This is a genomic window from Brevibacterium sp. BDJS002 (assembly GCF_028201555.1).
In the GTDB taxonomy this organism is placed as follows: domain Bacteria; phylum Actinomycetota; class Actinomycetes; order Actinomycetales; family Brevibacteriaceae; genus Brevibacterium; species Brevibacterium aurantiacum.
The window spans coordinates 334215-359768 of the sequence record NZ_CP116392.1 but is presented as its reverse complement, the minus strand read 5'-3'; the positions used below and the strand labels follow the sequence as shown (position 1 = coordinate 359768).

19 protein-coding genes and 2 pseudogenes are annotated in these 25554 nt (G+C 58.2%); 7 read left to right on the top strand and 14 right to left on the bottom strand.

The genetic code is table 11. From position 1 onward, the window contains the following. The first annotated feature begins 132 nt into the window (after positions 1-132). From PGC08_RS01660 to PGC08_RS01650, 3 genes are all read left to right on the top strand, one after another. Positions 133-1686 carry an APC family permease gene (locus PGC08_RS01660; protein WP_271709348.1) on the top strand — a complete coding sequence of 518 codons (1554 nt, stop codon included), beginning with the start codon at positions 133-135 and terminating at the stop codon, positions 1684-1686. 6 nt (positions 1687-1692) lie between these two features. Then, a complete protein-coding gene (locus PGC08_RS01655; protein ID WP_271709347.1) occupies positions 1693-3657 on the top strand; it encodes a primary-amine oxidase in 1965 nt (654 codons plus the stop codon). 125 nt (positions 3658-3782) lie between these two features. Then, complete coding sequence (locus tag PGC08_RS01650; RefSeq protein WP_271709346.1) at positions 3783-4457, top strand: hypothetical protein; 675 nt, start codon at positions 3783-3785, stop codon at positions 4455-4457. Between the two features lie 462 nt (positions 4458-4919). Here the strand turns inward: PGC08_RS01650 and PGC08_RS01645 are convergent, their stop codons facing one another. Continuing rightward, positions 4920-6539: an amidohydrolase gene (locus PGC08_RS01645; RefSeq protein ID WP_271709345.1), complete on the bottom strand. Its 1620-nt coding sequence runs from the start codon at positions 6537-6539 to the stop codon at positions 4920-4922. Between the two features lie 96 nt (positions 6540-6635). Continuing rightward, positions 6636-8126 carry a peptide MFS transporter gene (locus PGC08_RS01640; RefSeq protein ID WP_271709344.1) on the bottom strand — a complete coding sequence of 497 codons (1491 nt, stop codon included), beginning with the start codon at positions 8124-8126 and terminating at the stop codon, positions 6636-6638. Positions 8127-8321: 195 nt separating this feature from the next. Here PGC08_RS01640 and PGC08_RS01635 point away from each other — a divergent pair, with 195 nt between their 5' ends. Next, positions 8322-9365, top strand: coding sequence for a DUF2891 family protein (locus tag PGC08_RS01635; RefSeq protein WP_271709343.1), 1044 nt, complete (start codon positions 8322-8324; stop codon positions 9363-9365). Positions 9366-9452: 87 nt separating this feature from the next. Here PGC08_RS01635 and PGC08_RS01630 read toward each other — a convergent pair whose 3' ends face one another. From PGC08_RS01630 to PGC08_RS01600, 7 genes are all read right to left on the bottom strand, one after another. Continuing rightward, a complete protein-coding gene (locus PGC08_RS01630) occupies positions 9453-11039 on the bottom strand; it encodes an IS1634 family transposase (protein WP_096168633.1) in 1587 nt (528 codons plus the stop codon). 342 nt (positions 11040-11381) lie between these two features. Continuing rightward, positions 11382-11759 carry a very short patch repair endonuclease gene (locus PGC08_RS01625; RefSeq protein ID WP_442868176.1) on the bottom strand — a complete coding sequence of 126 codons (378 nt, stop codon included), beginning with the start codon at positions 11757-11759 and terminating at the stop codon, positions 11382-11384. A 142-nt stretch (positions 11760-11901) separates the two neighbouring features. Beyond that, positions 11902-12654 (bottom strand): hypothetical protein, encoded by a 753-nt coding sequence (locus tag PGC08_RS01620; protein WP_271709341.1) that lies wholly within the window; start codon positions 12652-12654, stop codon positions 11902-11904. Next, positions 12651-13454 carry a hypothetical protein gene (locus PGC08_RS01615; protein ID WP_271709340.1) on the bottom strand — a complete coding sequence of 268 codons (804 nt, stop codon included), beginning with the start codon at positions 13452-13454 and terminating at the stop codon, positions 12651-12653. The genes PGC08_RS01620 and PGC08_RS01615 overlap by 4 nt, the downstream gene beginning before the upstream one ends. A gap of 65 nt (positions 13455-13519) precedes the next feature. After that, positions 13520-15457, bottom strand: a complete 1938-nt coding sequence (locus PGC08_RS01610) for a hypothetical protein (RefSeq protein WP_271709339.1) — start codon at positions 15455-15457, stop codon at positions 13520-13522. 17 nt (positions 15458-15474) lie between these two features. Beyond that, complete coding sequence (locus PGC08_RS01605) at positions 15475-16446, bottom strand: PD-(D/E)XK motif protein (RefSeq protein ID WP_271709338.1); 972 nt, start codon at positions 16444-16446, stop codon at positions 15475-15477. Next, positions 16446-19094 (bottom strand): Z1 domain-containing protein, encoded by a 2649-nt coding sequence (locus PGC08_RS01600; protein WP_271709337.1) that lies wholly within the window; start codon positions 19092-19094, stop codon positions 16446-16448. The genes PGC08_RS01605 and PGC08_RS01600 overlap by 1 nt, the downstream gene beginning before the upstream one ends. Positions 19095-19600: 506 nt before the next feature. Here PGC08_RS01600 and PGC08_RS01595 point away from each other — a divergent pair. Next, positions 19601-20725 carry a DNA cytosine methyltransferase gene (locus PGC08_RS01595; protein ID WP_271709336.1) on the top strand — a complete coding sequence of 375 codons (1125 nt, stop codon included), beginning with the start codon at positions 19601-19603 and terminating at the stop codon, positions 20723-20725. Between the two features lie 551 nt (positions 20726-21276). On the opposite strand, the gene PGC08_RS01590 is transcribed toward PGC08_RS01595, so the two are convergent. Continuing rightward, positions 21277-21492 (bottom strand): hypothetical protein, encoded by a 216-nt coding sequence (locus tag PGC08_RS01590; protein WP_271709335.1) that lies wholly within the window; start codon positions 21490-21492, stop codon positions 21277-21279. 65 nt (positions 21493-21557) lie between these two features. On the opposite strand from PGC08_RS01590, the pseudogene PGC08_RS19505 reads away from it, so the two are divergent. Further along, positions 21558-22052: pseudogene (locus PGC08_RS19505) on the top strand (IS1634 family transposase); the annotation flags it as partial. Positions 22053-22083: 31 nt separating this feature from the next. Here PGC08_RS19505 and PGC08_RS01585 read toward each other — a convergent pair. After that, positions 22084-22509 (bottom strand): annotated as a pseudogene (locus PGC08_RS01585) (transposase); the annotation flags it as partial. A 14-nt stretch (positions 22510-22523) separates the two neighbouring features. Next, positions 22524-23561 carry a hypothetical protein gene (locus PGC08_RS01580; RefSeq protein WP_137826015.1) on the bottom strand — a complete coding sequence of 346 codons (1038 nt, stop codon included), beginning with the start codon at positions 23559-23561 and terminating at the stop codon, positions 22524-22526. Between the two features lie 102 nt (positions 23562-23663). On the opposite strand from PGC08_RS01580, the gene PGC08_RS01575 reads away from it, so the two are divergent. Beyond that, entirely contained in the window at positions 23664-23828 is a 165-nt protein-coding gene (locus PGC08_RS01575; RefSeq protein WP_271709334.1) for a hypothetical protein, read from the top strand. A 175-nt stretch (positions 23829-24003) separates the two neighbouring features. Here PGC08_RS01575 and PGC08_RS01570 read toward each other — a convergent pair whose 3' ends face one another. Continuing rightward, positions 24004-24354, bottom strand: coding sequence for a helix-turn-helix domain-containing protein (locus tag PGC08_RS01570; RefSeq protein WP_249356819.1), 351 nt, complete (start codon positions 24352-24354; stop codon positions 24004-24006). After that, complete coding sequence (locus PGC08_RS01565) at positions 24335-25447, bottom strand: tyrosine-type recombinase/integrase (protein WP_271709333.1); 1113 nt, start codon at positions 25445-25447, stop codon at positions 24335-24337. Before PGC08_RS01565 ends, PGC08_RS01570 begins: the two co-directional genes overlap by 20 nt. Positions 25448-25554 lie beyond the last annotated feature (107 nt).

Sequence of the window (25554 nt, the reverse complement as noted above, 5' to 3'; positions counted from 1 at the left end):
CTGAAGTGATTTAGTTCAACACTGATCGCTATGTCTAAAGTGCCACTTTCCTCTGTTCATTGCTGGTCGTTCATGCCATTCTTTGTGGTGTAGCCCAAAGAATCAAATGGACGCCCACTCACAAGGAGGTGGATGGTGTCTTCACACGAACAGACCACCGCATACGCGGACGAACAGAAGCAGCATCTGAAGAAGACTCTCGGTCGCTTCGACATCGTGCTCATTGTCATGTCGGCTGTGCTCAGCATCGAAGTCCTCGCTGAGACAGCAGGCTTCGGCGCAGAAACCTTCACCTGGACACTCGTCCTCGCCATCTTCTTCCTCGTGCCCTATGCCCTCGTCTTCGCCGAGACCGGCAGCTCGTTCGTCGGCGAGGGCGGTGCCTATCTGTGGGTCCGCCAAGCCTTCGGCCGGCCCGCCGGCGCAATCGCGTCCATCCTCAGCTGGGTCACTCAGCCGGTGTGGGTCGGCGGCTCCATGGCGTTCTTGGCCACCGGAACATGGAACCAGTTCATCAGCCCGCTTGAGGCAGGATCGGTCGGCGATTGGGTCTTCAAGATCGTCTTCATCTGGATCACTGTGCTCGCCGCGATCGTGTCGCTGTCGAAAGCCAAGTGGCTGCCCACTCTCGGCGGTGCGCTCAAGGTCATCTTCATCGCGTTCTTCCTCTTCACCACGATCATCTACGCAGCACAGCACGGTGTGCAGCCACTGCACCTCTCCGACTTCAGCCCCAGCCTCGGCGGATTCCTCGGCCTCGTTCCGCTGCTGCTCTTCTCTTACCTCGGCTTCGAGGCATCAAACAGCGCATCGGATGAGATGAAGGACCCGAAAAAGGACATCCCGGCCGCAATCGCACGCTCGGGCTTCATCTCGGCTCTCTGCTACCTCCTGCCTGTCCTGGCCATGCTGCTCGTACTTCCCACCGAGACCATCACGGGAATCGGAGGCATGCTCGATGCAGTCAAGACCGTCTTTACGATCTACGGTCCCGCCGCAGATGTCATGGTCGTCGTCGCAGCTCTGCTGTTCGTCATCATCCTCGCTTCACAGGGCGCTGCCTGGATGATCATGAGTGACCGCATGCAGGCGCTCACCGCCGCAGACGGCGCCTTCTTCGGCGGGTTCTTCGGCAAGATCTCCCGAAGACTGGGCACTCCTGTCAACGTCAATCTGCTTTCGGGGGTTGTTGCCACCGTCTTCCTCATCGCCGCCATGCAACTCAGTGGTGACGCAGGAGCGCTGTTCGGCGTCGTGCTCTCGATTTCAATCTCGACCTTCTTGCTCAGCTACCTGCTCATTATTCCGGCGGCCATCAGATTGCGGTGGAAGCACCCGGAAATCGAGCGTCCGTTCCGCGTGCCCGTGAGCAACATAGGCTTCACCATCCTCGGCGGCATCGCTTTCCTCTGGATCCTGCTCGGGTCCTGGGTCGCGATCTTCCCAGGCACTCTCGATCGGCTCTTCGGCCTCGAGTACGACTTCCTCGACGAATGGGGAGTCGACCAAGGGCCGTTCACCGCGCTCACCCTCGGCACCCTCATCGTCCTTGCCGCCCTCGCAATCGTCGGCTATATCCGAGGCGCCAGGATCCGCGCGTATCGTCCCGCTCTCGATCCCGAGACCCTCCAGGCCAGTCTCGACAACAAACTCGACAAGTCACTCACAACACAGGAAGGTGTCTGAACCACCATGACTACGACCACCTCGGCGACGTCACCCACGTCGACCAGTTCACATCCCCTCGACCGCCTGACCGGCGAGGAGATCGAACTCAACCGCGCCATCATCGTCGACGCGGGCCACGTCAGCGAGCAGACACTGTTCGCTCTTGTCAGCCTCGTCGAACCAGATAAGCGTGACGTGATCGCCGGCGCGACGAACCTGGATCGTCGCGTGCGCTCACTCCTCGTCGAACGCGGCAGCGGCGAACAGACCGAAGTCTTTGTTTCGTTAACCGAACGCAAGGTTCTTCTCGCCCGAGTCCTCGACGTCGCGAACGAGGGTCAGGCACCGATCACGATGACCGAGTACGAATCGGCCGAGCAGCTGATCCGCAACGACGCCACCTTCCGTGCCGCAGTCGAGGCGCGCGGCATCACCGACATCGAGACCGTGCGCATCTGCGCCCTGTCTGCCGGCCGCTTCGACATTCCCGGGGAGGAGGGCCGTCGCCTCGTGCGGGGTTCGTCCTTCATCCAGTCGGATCCGCAGGACAATGCCTGGGCACACCCGCTCGAGGGACTCGTCGCCTACCTCGACCTCAACACCGGCGAGGTCATCGACGTCATCGACACCGACATCGTCCCGGTGCCCAAGGAACGTTTCGACTACCACCTCGACTCCTGGCTGCCGGAACCTCGCACGACGCAGAAGCCGATCGAGATCTCACAGCCTGAAGGCGTGAGCTTCTCCCTTAAGGGCGACGTGCTCAGCTGGGAGAAGTGGCAGGTGCGCCTCGGCTTCGACCCGGTCGAGGGTCTCGTCCTCCACCAGATCGGCTTCGACGACAACGGCCGACAGCGCCCCATCGTCTACCGTGCCTCCGTTGCTGAGATGGTCGTTCCCTACGGCGATCCGAGCCCGGTGCGCTTCTGGCAGAACTACTTCGACGCCGGCGAGTACTCGATGGGCAAGAGCGCGAACTCGCTCGAACTCGGCTGCGACTGCCTCGGCGAGATCCAGTACTCCGATGCCGTGCTCGCCGACGAACAGGGCCACGCACACACCATCAAGAACGCGATCTGCATCCATGAAGAGGACGCCGGCATCCTGTTCAAACACACCGATGAGTTCACCGGAGCTGCCGATGTGCGCCGCAACCGCCGCATCGTCATCTCCTTCTTCATCACCGTCGGCAACTACGACTACGGCTTCTACTGGTACCTCTACCTCGACGGCACGATCGAGCTCGAGTGCAAGGCCACAGGCATCGTCTACACCGCGGCCTACGGCGATGAGTCCCAGCGTCAGCGCTGGTCATCGCCGCTCGGCGACGAAGGCCTCGGCATGCCCTTCCACCAGCACATGTTCTGTGCCCGCCTGGACATGCAGGTCGACGGCATCGAGAACGCGGTCGACGAACAGGAAGTCGTGCGCGTTCCCTTCGGTGACGACAACCCTTACGGCAATGCGTTCACCCGCAAGCAGACTCGCCTGACCGAGGAGGGCGGCAGGCTCGCCAATGGAGAAGTCGGTCGAGTCTGGCACGTCATCAACCCCGAGAAGCAGAACCGTCATGGGTTCCCCGTCGGTTACCAGCTGCACATGCCCGACGAGCCGACGATGATGGCCGCCGAGGGATCGTCGATCTCGAAGCGCGCCGGATTCGGGTCGAAGCACGTGTGGCTGACTCAGTTCGACGAGAACGAGCGTTTCCCATCCGGGACCTATCCGAACCAGAACCCGGGACAGGGCACCATCACCCAGTGGGTCGAGCAGCAGCGTCCGGTCGACGGTGATGACATCGTCCTCTGGCCTTCGTTTGCGATGACCCACTTCCCGCGGCCCGAAGACTGGCCGATCATGCCTGTCGACCGCCTCGGCTTCTCGATGAAACCCTACGGCTTCTTCGATCAGAACCCCGCACTCGATGTGCCACGACCCAAGTCGGGGCATTGCGCATCCGAGAGCGGCAGTTCCTGCGAGTGCGGCTGACATTCGCTTGAGGGCGGTGTTCGAGACTGAATGCTCGAACACCGCCCTTTCCGGTACTCTCACAAATACCTGGTCGTCTGTATGCAAACACGGACGACCGATGCCCAAAGGAGGGCGAACATCATATGGGCCACATCGCATCCATTCTCATGGTCGCTGCGGCAGTTCCCTGTGTCATCGGGGCCATCAATTCACGGAGTCGCATGGCGATCACCGCATCATCGGTGATGTTTCTGGCCATGGTCGACCTGGCGTTCGTCAATGCTCTGCCACCGGTCCTCTGGTCGGGACTGCTGCTCCTCGTCGGATTGTGTATTGCGATGAGACTCGGGTCGAGGCTGAAGGAGAAGCCGACAGCGAGGGCAATGACCACCTTGCCCGAGAAGGTTCTTATCAGCGCCACCACTGCTCACGCCCCCGCTCACAATTCCATGGACAGCACGGCCGAGTCATCATCGCTGGAGCGACCAACCGAGTGGCACAAAGCCCGTCCGTTCCCTCACCTAGGAAGATCGTCCGCGATCCTGTCCGCGGCCGCTTATCCGATCATGGCCTGGCAGGTCCTCAACCATGGCGCCCATCATGCTTCTGCGGGTGCCGATGCCCACGCCGTTCATCAGCACCACGGGCAGGCCTTCGACGGCTCTCTCGCCAGCGGTGTCATCACGTTGAGCGTCATCGTCGTATCGCTGCTACTTGCGCTCTGCGCGGTACAGGCTCTAACCCGCAAACGGCCCGCGCTGATGTTCGAAAGCCTTGGCATGGCCACGATGCTGTTAATCATGCAGTTCATGAACTGAACCTGACCTGTGGTTGGCACTATGAGTCAGATGTTCGAAAAACTCGTGCCGAATAGACGACGAATGTGCCTTAGAGCCCGGTGGTGAATTGTGCAGTGCACCTCGGGCACGCGTCCACCCCATATAAGCCTCGATCGTCAGCTGTGTCCAGCATGCACCACAGAGAATGGCACACCGGTTCCACTCTTCGCGGGGCCATTGCTTCGCGAGGTGCCCGGCGCATTCGGTATGGCAGAGATTGCACGGGTAGTACGGCCTACGGCAAGCGAAACGAATGGCAATGATGTTGAGCTCGGTCGAGTCATGCGCGCAACGTGTCTGGCCAACGACCGTTTTACCGAGTACTTGTGGCGACATCGCCATTGTCTCTGTCGTCCGTCAGGGAAACACTCGGTCCACAATCTACTCTGCGGCGAATATCCCGACCACAGTCGTCAACGGCTCATCCTTCAGGAAAAGGAATCAACTCCGCTGATAGACAACCTCTCCCGCAGACACTGTAGTCTCCACCAGAATGTCACCAAGATCCCCCGGCACCACCTCGAACGGGTCCCGGTCGAGGATCGCGAAGTCCGCAGACTTGCCCACCGCGATGCTCCCCGAAACGTCGTCGAACCCATTGGCATAGGCGGCGTCGACTGTATAGGCACGGAGCGCCTGCCCGACGGTGATCTTCTCATCGCCGAGCAGTGGCTCATTCTGCGCGACATCGTCTTGACCATGGGGATCATTATGCGGGGCCGTCCGGTTGACTGCCACGTGCATGCCCCAGATCGGATCGGGGCTCGAGACCGGCCAGTCGCTGCCGAAAGACAGCCGGACGCCGGCGTCCCTCATCGAGGCGAAGATGAAGTGATGAGACTGCTGATCTTCGTGGAGCAGCGGCAACTTGGTGTCGACGAGAACAGAGTCACGCCTGGCCCACAAGGGCTGCACATTGGCGATGATTCCGGCCTCCGCCATCCGAGCCAGTTCGGCGGGGTCGGCGATGTCGAGATGGGCGACCTGGTGACGACGCGCCGGCGACGGTCCACCGTTCTGGGTCAGTGCGTCAACAGCCAGTTTGAGCGCGTTGTCGCCCACGGCATGGATGTGGACGTCGAAGTCGTTGGCGTCGAGGCCGCTGACGATCTCGTTGAGTTCATCGGCCTCGAACATGAGCAGACCATGTTCGTGATCGTGACCGCGGTAGGAGCGTTTGAGAGCGCCGGTGAGGTTCTCACAGACACCGTCGAGCATGATCTTGACGACCGTGGCCTGCAGACCACCTCGGCGCCGGTTGTGGTCGATGCCTTGGATCGTGGCTCGCCGTTCCTTGACGGTCTCGATCTGCTGGGCGTAGGGGACGGCACGGTCCCACCACAGCGCGGCGGTGACTTTGCTGGCAAATCTACCGTCTTCGGCAGTCGAGATGTATGGGTGGAAGGTGTCGACCGGTGAGCCGGTGAGGACCCCGACGCCGGCATCTTGCCAGCCGACAATGCCCAGCGAATGGAAGTAGTCCTGCGAGTTCCTCAGTGCCAGTTCCACATCCGCCGGGGTCTTCGGAGGGAACAGGCCTGTGACGAGTTCCGCTGCGCCTTCGAAGAGCAACCCCGTGGGATTGCCCTCGGCGTCCTTGACGATACGTCCGCCATCAGGGTCAGGAGTATCGCGAGTGATCCCCGCGACCTCGAGGGCACGGGTGTTGACCCAAGTGCCGTGAGCATCGTGGCTGGTGATCGAGGCAGGGCGATCGCTGACAACGGAGTCCAGATCGCGGCGGTGAGGGAATCCATCGGTGAAAACGTCCCCGTACCACCCGGACCCGAGCACCCATTCGTCGACTGGATGTTCATCAGCGTACTCGGCGATTCGATCGAGATAAGGCTGGTAGCCGTGGATGTCGTCGAGGTTGCATTCCACCATCCCCAACCCGCCGAGGACGGGGTGGGCGTGAGCGTCATGGAACCCGGGGATCAGTGTCCGACCGTTCAAATCGATCACTTCGGTGTCGGGACCGGACGCTGTCGTGCAGTTGGCATCGCCGATGGCGATGATTGTTCCCGCGTCGATGGCGACGGCGTCTGTTGTTAGTGTCATCGGATCCATCGTATGAATGGTTCCGCCGCGGTAGATACGGTCAGCGACAGGCATGAGGAACTCCTTGGTCATGGGAAGGTGCAGAGCTGTGGAAGGTCAGGCGACGCCGAGCTTCCGCAGTGGGCCGCGGATTGCGTAGAGGAAGATTGCCGTGAGCAGACTGATCACGGTCATGAGGGCAAAGAATCCGACTTCGCTGGTCTCGGAGTACAGCTGTCCCATGAAGCCGGAGAGACTGGCACCGGCGGCTGTGGTCAAACCCCATAGGGCCATCATCTGGGAGTTGAAGGCAACGGGAGACAGCTGGGAGGCCACTGACATGCCGATCGGTGCGTAGGTCACCTCGGTGATGCCCATGACGATCATGCCGGCGATGACAGCGACGAGGGGAATCAGGCCGGAGAAGATCAATGGGAAGATCGCGAAGAGCCCGAACGTCAGCGTCATCAACACGAAACCGAATGCGAGCTTCGACGTCGTGCTCGGAACGCGACGGTTGGGTCGGTTCGCCAGCTTCTGCCCATACGCGGCGATGATCGGCCCCGCGATGATGCCGGCGATGACTTCGAATGTGCTGATATAAGCGGCGGGCATCGAGTAGCTGCCGATGTTCAGTTCCACCCGTGAATCCGCGTAGACGGCGAATGTGGTGAAGAGTTGGAGGATCATAGTCCAGAAAATCGCGCCGGTGATGAAGAGCGGGATGAACGCCTTGACCTTCAGGCGCTCGTCCACGGTCACGTTCTTCGATCGCAGCATGGCCACGAAGTACACGACGGCGACGATGAGGATCGTCCCGAGCACGTAGTTGTTGAGATTGCCGGTGGACATGAGTCCCGTGCTCACGAGCATGGCGATGACGGCAACCACAGCGATGCCGGACCCTGCAGCTTTCCACTTGCCCTGCGAACTCAGCGGGTTCGGGACGATCCGAGATTCTTCGGGCACTGTGTTGCGACCGAGGAAATATGTGATGAGACCGATTGCCATGCCGACTGCCGCGGCACCGAACCCATAGTGGAACCCGAGTTCGACCTGGAGGTACCCGGTAGCAAGTGGGCCAAACAGGGCACCGATGAGGATACCTGTGTAGAAGATCGCATAACCGGAATCCCGCCGAGGTGATGGTTGAGCGTACAGCCGACCCACCATGGCATGAGTGTTGGGCGCGAGCGCACCCGTGCCGATCGTGATGAGCGCCAGGCCCGTGAGAAGCCCCGCCATTCCCGGTAGGGCCGCGAGGCTGATGTGCCCCGCCATGATGACAGCGCCTCCGGCCATCACCATTGTTCGAGCCGGAACCAGCCGATCGGCGAACCAGGCTCCCACGGGCTGACCGAGATAGACGGCGCCACCGTAGGCGCCGGCGATGGCCAGAGCTTCGGTTTCGGTCAGCCCCAATCCACCGTCGCCGGCCGAGTAGTAGATGTAATAGGCGAGAATGACTTGGAGTCCGTAGAAGCTGAAGCGCTCCCACATCTCGATGGACGAGAGGGTGAAGAGCCCGATCGGCTGTTTTTGCTGAGTAGGACTCGTATCCCGCGAGCTGGCCGGTCCCGCGGGGTCGGCAATCTGAGAATTGGACATGACTTCCTCGGCATGTTGAGTGCCCTGTCGAGCACAAGATTCTGTGTGGATGGGTGAAGTGAAAGGGCCACCGCTGTCCGGCTGAGGTGGTGCTTCGAGCCTAATGACGTCGCTTCATCGATTCCAATAGTCGTTCTGGATGTCCACTGTCTGATTTTCAGATGGGCGACGACCCTGGGTTGCAGAATCGTTCCCATGACATCCACTGCTGACTTTGTCCGCCCCTTCGCCGAGGTAGCCCTGGCCAACATCACCCGCGAGTATCTCTTCGCCGCCCACCACGTCGCACGCAGATTGATCGACATCGTCCCGGCAAGCGAGAAGAACCCGGCCTTCGCAAACTCCTTCGACTGGCACTCAAGTGTGCACATGCACTACCTGTTGGCCTCGCTCCTGGGCACCGAGGCAGCCCGTAGTGCGGAATGGCGCGACGAAGCCATCGCGATCCTCACGTCGCACCTCGGTGAGGCGAACATGCGCGCCGAGGCGGATTTCCTCCAAGACAATCCGAGCTGGGAACGGCCCTATGGATGGGCGTGGGCAGTGGAACTCAATCGAGTCCTCCACACCAGTGAGATCGCTGACCTGCGGGCGCTGGGAAAGAACACTCAGGTCCTCGCCGATGCCATCTTTGAGCTGGTCCTCGAGTGGCTGCCGAAGGTCGCCGCACCGGTTCGTCATGGAGTGCATTCGAACACGGCATTCGCTCTGCGCCGCATTCTCGTCGGTGCCCGTGCCCAGGACCGGCGCGACGTCGTCGATGCCCTCGCCGAGGCTGCTCATCGTTTCTATGCCGAGGACCAGGCGTGGAACTTCCGTCAGGAGCGCAGCGGCCACGACTTCCTCTCCCCCGGGCTATGCGAGGCCGACCTCATGGCCGAGGTTTTCACTGACGTCGAACTGGGCGTGTGGTTGCCAACGTTCCTCTCCGATCTGTCTCCCGAATCCCCTGCACTGTCGCCGGTCACAGTTCTCGACCCCACGGACGGACAGCAGAGCCATCTCTACGGGCTGGGACTCTCTGTCGCGGCGTCGGTGTTGAGATTGGCACCGAGCCTCGAACAGATCGCCGATCAGGCAAGAGACTACGAGCTATTCGCTCAAACCAAGGGCATGCTCGCGGGCGTCGACGCCCTCATGGTGCCAGGACTTGAAGCGGCCGCGTCAGATGAGTACATGTCGTCGCATTGGGTGGCAACGTTTGCGTGGGAAGCCCTTCTATCGGTCCAAGATAATTAGTTCATCCGGCCAAGACAGATCATAGTGCCTGTCTGGCCGTGCAATTCGGATCATCTCGTGGCCTCATTCCACCTGAGTTCCACAACTTTAGTGCCCCGGAAAACGTCCCGGCAGTAGCGCCGCAGCGATGTCTCTAGCCAGCCCGGTCACCTCGGGATCGAACGTGATTTCCTGCCCGCCCACACGCCCAGTGAACTCTCGCAACGGCCGAAGAGTCGTCACGATCTTCTTCAACGACGCTCCAGTCGCATCCTGCATGAAACGGGCAAGGGCCAACGCCGTGAACACGATAGTCAGGTGCGCTTCGATCGCGTCCCTGGTTCGGTGAAATATTGGTCGGGCACGTAGGTCGGTCTTCGACATCCGAAACGACTGCTCGACATGCCAGAGGTCGTGATAACTACTGATCACCTCGGCTGCGGACATAATGTCAGCCGGGATATTGCTGACGTAACCCTTATAGCCTGAAAGCTTCATCGCTCGCTTGTACGAGGACTCGTCGAATTCCTTATCCTCATCGGTGACCTTGACGAATCGGGCCTTCTTCGCGGGCTTCTCGCCCTCGATGATCGCCAATGCCCTGTTCCTCTGCAGATTCAGTGTCTGCTCATCACGCATCGCCCGCTTCCGCCGGTACTGCCAGACCACTCGCCACGCATCCGGAAACTCCTCAGCCGACCAGACTGGTTCTCGCTTCTTCTTCACTCGGTCAGGGTCGAGGCGTTTGGTCCCTTTCGGGGTGATCGTGTCGATGACCTGCCCATCAGCGGCCCAGTCCCCGTTCCACTGAAAGTGCGTCGCCAGATCATGCGGGGCCTTCGTTTGCCGGGATCCGACGATGAACCGTAGTCCAGCCTGATCCAGTTCAGTAAGGTTCTTGGCTGAGAGCATGCCGGCATCAGCGGCGACGACCATGTCGGTGACACCGTGCCGGTCTTGGAAGGCCTTGATGACAGGGATGATCGTGTGAGTCTCTGCTTTGGATCCTTCGTAGCAGCCGATCTCGAGTGGGAACCCGGTCCGGTCGACGAGGAGACCAACAACGATCTGCGGGTCAACACGACGTTCCTTCGAGTATCCAACTTTCCGCAGGTCGTCTTCCTTCTCAGCTTCGAAATACAAGGTCGTGACGTCATACAGAAGAAGGCTGATTCCCGACGTGGACACACTGTGGTCGAAGCATTTCCCAGCGATCTGTGACCGGTAGTCACGGTCCCTTGCCCGGGCGAGGCAATTGAGGAACGTATTGTGGTGGGGCGGATTGATGCCGAGCTCGGCAAGGACACGAATGCTGTCGGCCTTCGACGTCGGTTCGATCAAGCGAGCTAACACGAGGTGGAAGAAGGCTTGGTCATCGACGACCTCACTGAAGCCCAGCCGGTTCCAGGACTCGGTGATCGCATCGACGAGCACAGCAGAGCGTGAACCTACGACGGTTTTGGTATGCGGTGTGACGTCGGGGTCAGCGGGCAGTCCCAGCTCGAGTTCGAGTTGCTCGGCCGCCCCGTAGGACGCGAGTTTGTCTTCTCCAGCGGTGAGCAACGCGGTCAGTTCTGCCGGTGTGTGAGCAGAGCCCAGGTGTTCGAGGACGGTGACTTTGCCGCGGACCTTGCGCACAATCTGGACGGCCGTGGCTCCTGATCCGGTAGTAACTTTCCGCAAGCGAGGCGACATGAACCCATCGTAGACAGACCGTTAGTGTCCCACAAACACTCCTCCCGAACCTATGACCAGCACGAATACTTCGAGATTCGGCGAATCGTCGCTCAGTTGTGGAACTCAGGTCGAACAGATCGCCGATCAGGCAAGAGACTACGAGCTATTCGCTCAAACCAAGGGCATGCTCGCGGGCGTCGACGCCCTCATGGTGCCAGGACTTGAAGCGGCCGCGTCAGATGAGTACATGTCGTCGCATTGGGTGGCAACGTTTGCGTGGGAAGCCCTTCTATCGGTCCAAGATAATTAGTTCATCCGGCCAAGACAGATCATAGTGCCTGTCTGGCCGTGCAATTCGGATCATCTCGTGGCCTCATTCCAGGCAGCTTCGATACGGGCTGCAACTGAAATGAAATCTTCGTGTTCCCAAACTCGCATCACGAGCCACCCCGCGTCCACCAGCGTTTGGTCGACCTTCCTATCTCGGCTCGTATTGCTTCCGATTTTCGTTGACCAATAGTCCGAATTTGTTTTGGGCATGATGAAATGATCCGGGCAACCGTGCCAGAAGCACCCGTCGACGAATACCGCGATTTTCGCCTTGGAGAAAACAATGTCGGCCCGTGACCGGACGCCATTCAGTGGGGAGCTATCCACGCGGAAACGCAGTCCCCGCGAGTGCAAAATCGAACGCAAAGCCAGCTCGGGTTTGGTGTCTCGACTCCTGTTGGCCACCATCGTACGCCGTGCTTGTTCAGACGAAGCCCAAGATGACTCCACGATCCAGCTCCCTCCGATAGTTGAGTGACTCAACGTTTGCCGGCACACAGTATCGCTCGGATGCAACCATTGGCCCACTCGAGCCTAGGCCAAGACAATATCAAGCGCTTTGAAACATCAGTTCAACGCTTCCTCTGACATGACGCATCAAAGCATCGAGATGCTCCGGTTCGTCGTCTCCAATTTCCACGATGCCTGAAATCTGGACCAATTGCCGCATCAGTACTCGCGCGTATTCGCGCCTCCTGGTGCCGGACCTTTTCGACTCGAGAATTGCGGCGGCTGCTTTAGCAGCAACCGCAGGGCGCTCGCTGGTGAGTCTACGTTCTAACAGTGCTACGTAGTCATCCTCGGTGAGGCGCCCACCCTCGACAACCTCCTCACCGAACACTTTCCATCGGCGCCAAAGTCGTTGAAGTACGTGTCGACGGTTGCCTCCAGTGAATCGTGCACCGAGGTTGCTCGTCGTGCCTGGAAAGCGCGCCGACGCAATATCAGGCAGAAGTATCAGCGTCAGAAAGTCCCAGAATCGGGCATTGCCGAATTCTCCGGTTGAACCGATCGATCTTTTGTAGAGCACCCGCCCCAGCTGCAAATCGAACTTGGAAGTAGTGAGCGAGCTCGACGCTCCTGAGAAGGCAACTGCTTTGAGGCATTCGTCGCGCAGGTCCAGCAGGTCATTCGCGTTCGTCCGCCGACCTCCTGTTGCCGGAAACGAATCTGCGGCATACAGAGCTTCCTCAAGCTTCTCCGGTTTGAATTCGTAAACTCTCTCACTGCGAATCAATTCGATCCGGATCGCATCGGCGATATCTGGGGACAGCCGTGGATACAGCTGGAATTCAGTCATCATCGTCCCTTCAAGAAACCCACTGCACTGGTGATCAAGTGCTCGACAGTCTCCGGTTCCCTCTCCAAAAGGGTGAGCGCGGCAGGCAACGACTTATTGAGGTAGTCGCGGCAGGATTTCTCCGCGGCCGCCGCAATTGAATCGGGATATTCAGCGATGACGTCTGCCACGACAGAAATTCCACCTTCAATCGAGGATAGCCTCTGCGCAGTAGACAGCAAGGATCGGATGATCGTGACCTGAAGTGCCTCCTCCACATACGGCCGAGCGCGTCCCTCGATGAGCTCGACGACCCGAGGATAGTCTTCGTTCAGCAACAGCCTTATGGAATTGGCGCATGGATCGCTGAGCGAAACTGCGTTAATTCTGACCACCCACGGAGCGGGAGCTAGGTTGTTGGCCTTGAACGACACAGCCGAGGTTGGGAATCCAACAAGATGTGAATCCAGGTTGATCTTCTCCACCGGGCGTGACGCAATAATCCTTCTACTGAGCCAGGCGCTGTTGCCGAACGGGGCAGTGACTGTCGCTCTGAGCTCCAATTGCTCAGCTACTGCCGATCCGTTCAATATGACCGTGGCAGTCGCATATGCCTTCGACGAATCCTTAGAGAACTGAGCACGTGAATAGGTGCTTTCGCCAGTCTCTTTGCATCCTATTGAGAGGTTGAGCACCGGCCCGCCGTCATTGAGCGATTCGATCTTAGAGTTCGGCACTGAGACTGAAACAGTGAAGGAAAGTACTGAGTCCGCGTCCCAGCGATCGGCTAGTCCGTCGACAGCCACAGGCTGACCATTCGACATGATGCTCGTTCGCGACCACTCGACAGCATTGTCGATTCTCGGATAAGGGAAGAGTCTGATGGAGCTCACCCAATTGCCTCCGCCCTGAAGTCCAAGTCAAGGGCAATGGGCGCAGTCGTGCTCAGCTTAAGTGCCCCTTGAGCACCCGCCCTGTATACGACTGTCTTATCGTTCTTTGCGCCTCGAGTTTGTCCCGCCCACTCGACTTGGTACTCGCGGTCTTCCAAATTCATTCTTCCGTCGGCCGTCCGGGCTGACGGTGTTGCCTTCACCGCAACAGCACTGCCTTTCGACGACTTCACTGCGAACTCGATCCGATAGCCTTCGCCTTGGGTCACCGACGTAACGACGACTTCAGGGGAACCGCTGCGCTTCTTTTTCGAAGTCGAACCTCGCCGCCGATCGGCAGACGGATCCGAGACCGAATCGAAAACAGAGACTGGCAAAAAACTGCGCAGCGCAGCCGAGACGTCTCGAACTGATCGGTTAGCCGCCTTAATCTCGCCCTGTTGAGCCTCAAGGAAATCACGCGTCTTCTTTCGGACTTGCTCTAAAGTACGGCGAACGACATAGCTTGATATTTCGCTTTCAGCAGTATTCGGCGTCCATGCATCGTGTGTAGGCGGTTCGGAAGAAGCGAAATGGTGATCACATTCCGGAGTCGGTTTGAACACGCCTGTCCATTGCAATCCATCAAGCTCAATTTCCATGATCTTGTCGTAATAGACGACGAACTCTGCCTTCGACCGCATCAAACACAGCTGGTTGCGTGGAGCAGTTCCCACTGAACCACCCTTACTGCTGACGGCGCCCGCACCACTGTCTAGGGTGAGCATAAGGTGCAAATATCCAGAAACTGAATCCAACCTGTCACCGAAAAAAGCAGAGTGCGGCGCATCGAAAGTCCGCGCCGGACGGAGCTTGATAGGAATTGGGGGAGGGCTCTTCAAAACCTGAAACTCAGAGGAATCTTCCGTAGGTCCTTCAAGCTGCTTGAGAGTCTTTCGAACTTCTGTCAGTGACGTCGAGTAGCGAGTGTAATTTGAACGGATCTTCGCCGCGACCTCAAGCTGTTCGTCACGGCGGAAGATCTTAAACAACATCGGCGGATACTCTCCGCCCGCGTAGACAACCTTCGGCCATGCGTTGTCTGCAAGCGCCTCCACAATTTCATCAACAAGGACGTCAGCTTCTGCATCACAGCGAACGGGCCTCCGCTCGGCTACAGTCTCAAGGTCGCCATCTGTGACGTCAGTCATCTCCGGGTCAATCACGAGGATCGACGTACCGGTTTCGTCTTCACCGAATGACGTCTTAAAGAGGGCCTCGCCGAGTTCTTGAGCAGCGTCACCTCGCAATGGCACGATTTCAGAGTCGTCTGGATTGCCCCACCAATGTGCTCCGGTATAACGAGCTCCATCTTGATCGTACGGTTCGTGAAGAGTGCAGGCGATGATACGGTGCTCGAGCTCTCCGCTGCTGGTCGCACAAACCGACCAGTAGACAACGCTGTGCGCGTGAGATACTTCGAAAGTAGCCGTTTTGCCGAACCCGAAGGTACCGCCAGACGCTCCATCTGCCTTGGTAGTTCCGATATCGAATACAAAAGCATTGAAATTGTTCGGTGATTCAGGGTCAACGGCTTCGCTGGCACGTACGGGACCGTTCAGTCCAGTTGTTCCTCGATCATAGATCTCCATCACGTGCATATCAGGGTCCTGCAGACTCTGTTCCAGCACCGAGAGAGACGGTGGAAGTTCAGCGAAAATACTGTCAGTCAGTACTGCCCTCGCTTCATCGTTCGGACGGTATATATGAACCCCATAGGCCGGGACCCAATCGTCGAGATCGGCAGCGTCCCACGAATTCTGAAGCGTCTCCCGGACAAGCACTTGGACTCTGGTGAGGTCTGTGGTTGCGCGCAACAACTTCCCTCGGCCGCCGCTCGTCTGATCACCCGCGCCACGAGGTTTCGAATAGAGCTTGAGCTGTGTTGTGCTCATGGTATTCCTTTGCGATATCAGAGAGAGAAGCGATTCCAGTCAAGGCTGGACATCGCCTCACCCAATGACGAGAGATTAAGCGAATATGAAACGTCAGCGACCGCGGTTGTGGTGGCTGCGCCCAGACTGGAAGCTGAAATCACCGGAGAAGCTGAGGTTATCGGCCAGAACCTCCACGACTGCAGGTCGAATGTCTTTTCAAGTGCAGTCGCGGAGCTCATTCCTCTAACAAAGCCTCTCGCTTCGAGCTTCTTGCTCAGAGCGTCAATGTCTACGCCGCGGTCCAAGAGGCGACTCACGACATCATCGATGGTCTCCCCGTTTCCATGACGTTGGATTTCGGCGACTGCAAGAAACAAATCTGCACCGCTCACCGCATCAAGCTGTTTCAGACCATGGACGGTCACGGACTGTTGGTTCTGAAACGATGAAGTCTTGACTTCAGCACGCACTTCAGTGCCGATGAAGTCGTGGACATCGTTCTCGCTGATCTGCCAGATGTTGACCTGCTGGGGCCCGCAGTTCTCGACCAGTATTTCCAGGAACAGTAGCTCGCCATATAGGCCGGCTGCGGCCGCTTCGGGCAGCCCATTGTCGACGATCTGCAAAAGTCGCCTCCACGCCGCCACGGAGCCCAAGAGGACATCAAGAGAGTCGCCCTCCCCTAGTTGCGAAACCACGTCTTCTATCAGTGAGAGGAAGACATCATTCAGTCGGCCATCGCGACATATGACTTTAGCCGTCTGTAAGTCGGATTCATCACCGACCGCCGTCGCCACCCATGAGACTTCCAAGACTTCACTCACCGCGAATGCATTGAATCGCTCTCCTGCAACTTCAAAATAGGCGACGTGGCGGTCCTCGTTGTCAGTGCCAATCCAGACTCTAGAGCCCACTTCCAGTCCCGGCACAGGCGCAACCCTGGCTTCGTGCTCGCCTAATACTTGGCCGTAATCCAAAGCTTCGGATAGAACACTGTCAATTCTCATTACACGTCATCCCCGCCGAAGTCCTTCTCGTCGTCTGCTGGCGGCTCCTCTATGACCTCTTCGTCGTCTGTGTAGTTCGGTTGCACGGCTACAAAGTCGCCCTTGTCCTTGAGGACATTCATCGTGTCCGAAGGCGCGACCAAGCCGACTCCGAACAACGGTTCTACTGAAACCAGGGCTGGATCTATTGCCGAAAGAGCATCGACCATTGGCCGTCTAGTCACGCTACTGTCCTTCGAAGTGCGGCTGATTGGGTAAAGGACCAGGAGGCCACGCCCGCTGGCACCGTCTGGACTCTTGCGCAGATTCTTCTGATCGTCGTTCTTCATTTTTCCGGGGATCACGCCGGAGCCGGCTCTTTCGATATTCAGGTCCGCGATGAGGTCTCCAGCGCTCATCAGGGCCCGTATGTCGATTTCCGCATCTGCGCGGGTTTGTAGCGGGCCACGCCTGACAGTATTGACACTCACCTCGCCGACGTTGAACTGCTCCTGGCCCGTTCCACTGCTCAGGACCACATTCCACAGCGTGTCAGGGAGCTTGTTTTCGGACCAGTCGATTGCACCCCGCACAAGGTCGGAATAGCTCTGGTGCACGTTAAACTCGCGTATGAAATCAACGACGCTTCCCGCGGAAACATCCTTGTAGAGCACAGACTTCCCTGAAGATCCAGCAAACCGGTGTTCGGCCAATGACTCCAAGAAGTCTCGCACTGGTTCGTTCGACTGTTCCAACTCTCGAATGTCGAATCGTGTTGTCTGGAGCTGAAAGCTCTCGAAGTCGACCTGCACATTTACTACGTGCTTCATCTTATTTTTTGAGGTGATTTCTAGACGCCCTGGATGTTGGCGAATCCGAAGTCCTATCTGCCGAGGAGTGCGGTGTGCCGCGGTCATTTTATCGATCTCAGAGCGCAGATCAGCTTCAATTGTTGCAAGGAATCGGTAATCTGAGTCCAATCGAGAGCTGACCCAAACCCGTTGGAGATCTTCATACCCTTGGCGGTACCCGAACCAACGGCCCATCTGCAGTAGGGTGTCATAGGCATTTGAAGTACGGCAGAAGAACGACACGAACAGCCCTTCAAGAGTCAGTCCCCGCGAGAGCGTTCCACCACCGATCACAATGACCGTTTTGGGTTTGTCTCCCGTGTAGTCCAAACGATCTTCAACGTCAGCAGAGCCATTGTCGACCGCAACATCCAAAGTACGCAGGACACTGCGAATTTCAGTACTCACTTCTGGCCAAGCAGGAGCGGCGCTACTACCTGTGTAGAGTTCGGCCGAGCGGTTCATCTCTTCGTGAAATACGTCGTAGAAGCTGTCAACGTCTCCATCCAAGGCCGCCCTGCGCAATGGGTGAAGGAACGACTGAATTTCCTCACGCATCGCGAAATGAGGGTTAACTAGGTGAGTAGTGTGGACAAGCATTGTCGAATGCTCTCCCGCTTGTCCTCGCAGTCTCCTAACCGCAGCAGCAACAACGAACCACTTGATAGCGGACTCCAACGAAGGCGTCACACGTGGCTCGAAAGGTGGTGCGTTCTTCCCGCCCGCGGGAACAAGGTTTTCGAGCTCATTGTCATCAATGTGTCTGATGAGATCGGAGACTCGGGCAGAGCTGTCTTGTGACAGGCCGAACAGTTTTTCGGCGCCGAAGTAGGCGCCTGGTGTTGGAAGCACACTGATGAAGTCAGCCGGATACAGATCAGTGTCGTCGTTCGGGTCCATGAACACATTGGCGAATGGCGTGGCGGTGTATCCGACGTAGCTGCCGTTGCCAACCAATTGCCAGATTTCCTTCATCCGCTGGTTGATAGCCGTTGGTTCAGCTTCTTTGGACGCAGATGAGTCGGGGGTTGCCTGATCTGATTCGTCATCGATGATGAGAACCGGAGTATTTGCTAGGGTCGCGGGATCCACTGTTTCGATGAAATCAGCGAGGTTCTTCAACCGCCTTGAGTTCTTTTTGACGACTGCCAGAATGCGGTCGGACTTACTGACAATTCCACTGGCATTCTTGATATCCGCCCGTCCGATGTCGCCATCGATTGACGTCAGCCTGTGCCAGTCTTCTTTGTCAATCTGCGTACCAAGATCGCGCTCTAGTCGTCGCTGAGTCTGCTGCCGCAGGTTGGAATGAATCCCGGACATGACAATGATGAATTTGTAGCCTTCGTCCAGGGCCTTGGCGACTACTGCAGCATAGTTGGCCGTCTTCCCTGACTGCACATTGCCAATCACCAAGCCCCTGCGTTTGTCGTTCTTGACCAACGGCTGAGCCAGGTGCGACATAACAGCGTCTGCAGCCTTGCCGATTGACTCCACTGCACCGCTCAGTCCGCTGGAGCCCATTCGATCTCGCAACCCCTCCCAGACTCCGCCTGGGTGAACATGCGGTACATACCAGCCGATTGCACGCGCGTCTTCGTAACCTGCATGCGAAGTGGTCTTTTCGGAGAGCTTTGTAGCCTTCTGAGCAGCCACCCGGTGTTCCACCACCAGTGCATCCAAATCGGACAAGGAATCAGGGCTGAAACCCGAGAGCATGGTCCGAACGTCGGCAACAGCATCATCAAAAGAAAGCCTTCTGGCCCTGCGGGCGTCATCGACCATGCGGCGGACCGTCTCAATTCTGGAGCCCATCATTTCCCTTCCTTGGCTGACTCAGACTCATCGTAACGGACGGGAACGACACAATTAGTTCCCGCCTCGCGGAAGCTTCCTGCAACCGGATCTATCTGTTTGATCTGCGGCCTATACGGCCGCACTACGCCGCTCGACTTGTTGACAGGCCAGGCTTCAGAATTCGAGAGGGGCTACCTTCCCATTCGCAAAAGCTCGCAACCGACAACACGTGGTGCTCACCTTTTTGAACTCGCCAAGCCGTTGTGTCAGTGCTGGCTGTCACACTGATCTCAGCACCAACTGTCACACTGATCTCAGCACCAAGAAGGTGAAGAGTGACCGACAACGATCTTCATCCGTTACTTCACAAACCGAGATGTTCACGAGCGCTTCACACCCTGTGTATCACGCACCTGGTTTGCAATCACTCACGAATGTGGAGTGCAGGATCTCGGCTGGCAGCGATACGCTGCGAGATTGAGTAATCTTGAGTTCAGAATCGCCGAATCGGACTAGAGAAGAGAACAGTGAAACAGACGACCTCCTCCGCTGCACAACTTGCGGAACCGGAATCAGCGGCGACTGAATATAAGACGTTCAGACTCGGTGAGCTCTTTTCAGGGCCGGGCGGATTGGGCTGGGCAGCCAAAGCTGCGAAGAACCCGACAGCGCAGATTGTTCACCAATGGGCCACCGACTACGACGCAGACACGTGCAAGACTTACGCCGCGAACGTCTGCGGCAATCCAAACGATCCATCAGTGGTTCATGCCGACATTCGTGATCTGAATTACCAGCGCCTTCACGAGCTCGGCGGGATTGACGGACTTGCGTTCGGATTTCCTTGCAACGACTTCTCCATCGTCGGGGAGCGACTTGGATTCGACGGCAAATATGGACCACTGTATACATATGGGCTGGAAGCACTCCGACAGTTCAAGCCCGCCTGGTTTCTCGCGGAAAACGTCGGAGGAATCCGAGCCAAAGGCGGAATGGCGCTGAAGCAGATCTTGGCCGATATGGTCGACGCCGGATACAAAGTTTATCCACACTATTACAAGTTCGAAGAGTACGGGATTCCACAAGCACGGCACCGCATGATCGTCATTGGCATCCGCGACGATATAGATCGGGAATTTGGAATTCCCAGTCCCGGCCCTTATGCCGACGTAGACGTTTCCGCTCAAACTGCATTGTCTGGAATACCAGCTTGGGCGACAAACCAAGAGAAGACCCGGCAATCGAACAGAGTCATTGAACGGTTGAGCCATATTCCCGCTGGCGGAAACGCTTGGGTCCCAGATATGCCAGCACATCTGCAAATCAACACACGGACGAAGCTATCGTCCATATATCGCCGATTGGACGCCGAAAAGCCTTCCTACACAGTCACAGGCTCCGGCGGCGGCGGCACCCACATTTATCATTGGTCACAGAATCGCGCTCTGACTAATCGGGAACGGGCTCGGCTGCAGACTTTCGATGACAAGTTCGTTTTTTACGGTTCCAAAGAATCGGTTCGAAAGCAGATCGGAATGGCAGTCCCCCCAAGAGGGGCGACGATAATCTTTGAAGCTATTCTAAATACATTCACAGACACACCGTACGAAAAAACAATTCCATCGCTTGCACATTTGGCTCCCGAATCCTGACCCGCGCTGGGAGCGCCACCCGCTTCTCCTACTAAGTCAAATCTTCTACTAAGTGGAAATATGAAGTATGAACTAATGCACGATCTCGTTCAGCATCAGCACCCCGATCGCCGTTAAGAACATTCTGGGAACTAGCTTTCGGGAGGAAAAAGTCTGTCAATAGCACGCCGCAACTCAAGTGCGTGCTCTTTGTCGAACTGAATGGTTTGACTAACTTTAGGTCTCGACTGGCGGTCAGCTGACCCAAAAGTGCTCAGTTGCAGTAGAATTCCTTCGCCAGAAGCTCTGACTTCCCGCAACTCAGCGTCAACCGTGGTTGGATGTAAGTTCACCGACGCAACTCCCCAGAAAATTCTGCCAATTCTTGCCAAAATAACGCCTCCGCTTCAGATTTATTTAACATGTTTCAATGACGCCACGGTTTCATCTCATTGAGCTTCAGCCGATACTTTGAATACTACTTACACTTTGAAGATGCTCGCGCGCCACATGAACGGCCTTAATTTTTACGACGCTAACGTCTTGAGCTTCAACTCCCGAAGACTTCCCAGTCAGCGCTTCAGCCGATCCTTCACCGCCGCATCAATATCACCACCAAGCATCGGCGCGGCCATGGCATCCGCGACCGGCGACCCACTGAACTGCAGCGGCACCCGCGGTTCCAACACTCGACCGACACCCGCCTGATCAATCTCGGCGAATTGCGGGTTCTGCAAGGAACACCTGACTTGCTTCACTTTGGCCGATTGTGAATGATTCGACGGCATACCTCCTGGTGACCGGACTGTATGTAGGGAATTTGGGACACTAATCGGGTCCGTAGAATGAAGGCATGAGCCTGCGACTGAGGAAAGTCCCGACCGCATCTGGGGCAACCGCGGTCCAGATCGTGACGAAACGCCACGGCAAACTCACCGTCATCGAACACCTCGGCTCCGCTCACACCCCAGCCCAACTCGCAGCACTCGAAGAAGCCGGCCGGGAAAAGATCAACGAGTCCACCGGACAACTAGCCCTCGACCTCGACACCGGCGGCAACGTCTCGACAACGTCGCGTCGGCGAGTGAAGGGATCAGCATCACGGCTGCTCATTGACACGATCCGCACCGCCTACGACAGACTCGGATTCGACGTGGTCGATGACGAAGCATTCTTCCAGCTCGTCCTCGCAAGGCTTGTCGAACCCACGTCGAAGACTGACAGCATCCGTGTCCTCGACGAACTTGGTGCTGATGCCAAACACCGCAGCACTTTCACCCGGTGTCTGCAACGAGTCAATTCTGACGCCTATCGAGAGACCATTGCAGGCAAGTGCTTCGACTACTCGGGACTGCTGAAGGTTTGGTTGACTCCTGGGTTTATGCCGCCAGGGCGACGGCCTTTTGGTGAACAAGCTCGTATTCAACCGGGGTCAGTTTACCCAAACGTCGCTGTCGACGCTTCCGGTGATAGGTCCGCTCGACCCAGTGGACGATCGCTGTGCGCAACCTCGCTCGCGTGTCCCAACGGCCCCGATCGAGGACGTTCTTCTGCAACACGGCGAAGAACGATTCCATCGCCGCATTATCACCAGCAGCACCGACCCGACCCATCGATCCGACGAGCCCGTAATGCCGTAGAGCCTGCTGGAACTTCCGAGAACGAAATTGCGAGCCGCGATCCGAGTGAACGACACACCCGGCAATCATTCCAGACCCGCCACGACGGGCCACAGCATCATCAATCGCCGCCACAGCCAGGCGAGATTTCATCCTCGAATCGATGGCATAGCCGATGATTCTGTTGCCGGTAGTCGGCATTATTCGCTTAGGTCGAGTTCCTTGCACTCCCGGGTTCTCAACTCCGGGTATATTCCCCAGTCGGCTCGCGTGTTCGATGAGTGACGTAGCGCAGTGTTGACAGTGACTCCGGTGATGTCCGCGACGATGCTCGCTGGCAGCACCTGTACGAGGTGATCGAGTCGGGCGCGTTTGATCTCTCGAGCGTGAAGCCCGTGCTTGGCCAGATTGAACCTGACGCTGGCATCGCTTAGGTGCTGTTGGGGCATAACGCCCTCGAACAGCCAGCCAGGTGGTGACCCGGCATAAGGCAGGCAGTCGGACGTGTCGTCGAGGTAGCGCACAAGGAGCTCGGCAACCGGCGGAGGCAACACGACCGGGGTGCTGCCGAACTGGACCTTGACGTTCTCTCCGGTGAACTGGACATCGTCGCGTCTCAGCCGCACGGAATCCCTGATCGGCTGGGCGAACACCAGTAAGAACAGCCCGATGATCCGACTCGACATCGGGGTGGACTCAGCTTGGAGGAGAACATCGACCTTCTCCCAGATGGCGTCCTCGGCGATGGTCGCCGACGATGCTGTCGACTGGGCACGAGGCACGTCAAGGTGTTGCGTAATCCGGTGTCGGACCACCCAGGCAAGAAATCTTCCGATGATCAGATTCGGGTCGTGGTGAGCGAGATAACGATCGACGGCCACCTGGTTGAGCGTGGAGAGTTTCAAGTTGTTCTCACCGAGCCAAGCAAGGAAGGCGGCAATCTTGCGAAGCTCGGTGGTTCGGGCGTTGGCCACTCCCACGCTGATGGGGCGATCGAGCGGCCTGCGGCGCAGCTTCCGCAGTGTCTCCCAGTTAAAGAACCTGGTGATGATGACGACGTGTTCAGCCGGGAGAGCTTCGATGAGCGCCCTACTTCGTAGCTCCAGATCGTTGAGTCGGACGTCGATCGCAGGCAAGGAACCGGCAGCGATCAGCGTTCGACGGAAGTAGCGGATACGAGTCGACTGCCCTAGCTCGTTGAGAGTGTCGTGGCTAATGGATTTCGCGCCCCTCGCCATGGCTCGAAGCGTGCGATCAATCGGTTCGTGGCGGAGCCACCGGACTGCCGTACGTGGGTCCCTGGCGCTGAGAAGGTGAGTGCGCAATGGCACGAGTAGCGGATGCACACGGCCGTTGGCGTCAGCGAGGACGTCGTCGAGCCGGTCCTCGAGGCGACAGCGCCCGCAGTGCGACCCGGCCAGGTGTTCCTCGCTCCCGCAGCGGTCGCATCCGAAACGCGACGGAACACCCGCGCACGCGGCACACACAATCTGGCTGTCACCTGAGCGGAAGGCCAGAACCTTCATCTGGGCGCACATCGGGCAAGGTGCTGCGTTCCGGCGCAAGCGGGAGTAGCAGGCGTTGCAGATGCGCTGTTCGAGGATCTCGTACCTGGCCTTGACGTCGCGGCCACACGAGTCGCATCTACGCTTCGATCCAGGGCTCATGCCGGCACCTCGCTCACTCTGGGGGGCGGCGGAGTTTCGCAGGGATCGGCCGCAGCGTGCCAATGGAAGGCCCAGAGCTGCGCGGCTCACCTACGGCTCGAGGCACATGAGCTGTAGCAACCGGTGCGACCTCGATGAGGTCGTTGGGTGTGCAATCGAGAATGCGGCACAGCGCGGCGAGGACTTCGATGTTGAGGCGCTCCGGCGTCTTCGAAACGAGACGGTAGATCTGCTCGCGAGACAGCTGCACGCCCTGCTCGCGAAGCGGTTCAATGAGGTCGGTCGTCTGGAACATCCCAGCGGCGGCCATCACCTGCCGCAGCTGCCAGGCGATCGGATTTTGATCAGCGGTTGTCGGCATCATTTCCTCCGTAGATTCGGGCCAGTGCTCGGGTCACCATGCGGGTCTTGTAGTCATCACCGAGCGAGGTGTAGATCGCGGTGGTGGACGCGTAGGCGTGGCCTACCTGATCTTGGACGAACTTCTCCGAGTATCCCCACTCGATCAGGTTGGTAACGTAGGTATGACGAAGCGCATGCACGCTAAGCTCCGGTGGAAGGCCCAGCTGGTCGCGGAGGTCAGCGAACCTCGAGTTGATATAGCGGACACTGACTCGGCTTCTGCGCTCCGTCGGCCAGAGCATGCCTGGTTCGTCGGAGAACCGGGGCCGTGCGTGATCGACCCATTGCGCGAGCCCCTCGGTCACCCAGCCTAGCTCCGGGACGGTCAGGACCGATCGCCGGCGCGGCCCTGAGCCACGCGAGCCCTTGCCCCAACGAACTTCGACGGCACCGAATCGGCCGAACCGAGGAGTTGCACCATTGGGGCGCAGGTCCGCGACATCGAGCCCGGCGGCCTCGGCACGGCGCAGCCCGTAGGCGTAGATGGTCTTGAAAATCTGAGCGTCCCGCAGTGCAGCAAGCGCACCCTTGCGCCCCTGCGTGAGGATGGTCTCGACTCGGGCGTCTGCGGCGTCGAAGAACTGTTCGAGCTCGTTGTAAGTGAGCGCTCGACGTTGCGCACGCCCTTCATAGTCGACCAGATGCGCGGCGGTATTCCACTCGTAGCAGATCTGCTGAGGCGCCTGACTGAACCGACGCTCGCACTCGGACGTCCACTCGTAACGTCCATCACACAGATAGTCGCAGAAGAGACGAATGATTGCCTGGAACGCACGAATGGTCGACCGCGCCGCAGGGCGCGTTCCCGACTTCGCATTCGTCGTATAGTCCTCAACATCACCAGCCGACCACTCCCACGGATAGCGCCCTGTGAATGCTTCGAATCGGCGGATCACGAGCACTCTGCTGTAAATCGTCGAGCCGGCGAGCCCTCGACTGGACTGCTGATCACTCCAGCCCGCCAGCATCGCATCGTAGACAAACTGCTTCTCATCCAGCGGGCGCACGTTCCCAAGCAGCCGCAGAGCGGTCACGCCGCCATGTCCAGAACTCACGTCACCAGTATTGCATTCAATGCATCATTGATGCACCTAGAACTGATCCTGAAAGGAAAGGCAAGGATGGTGAGAAGCTCGGAAGAATTTCGTCGACGGGGCATTTA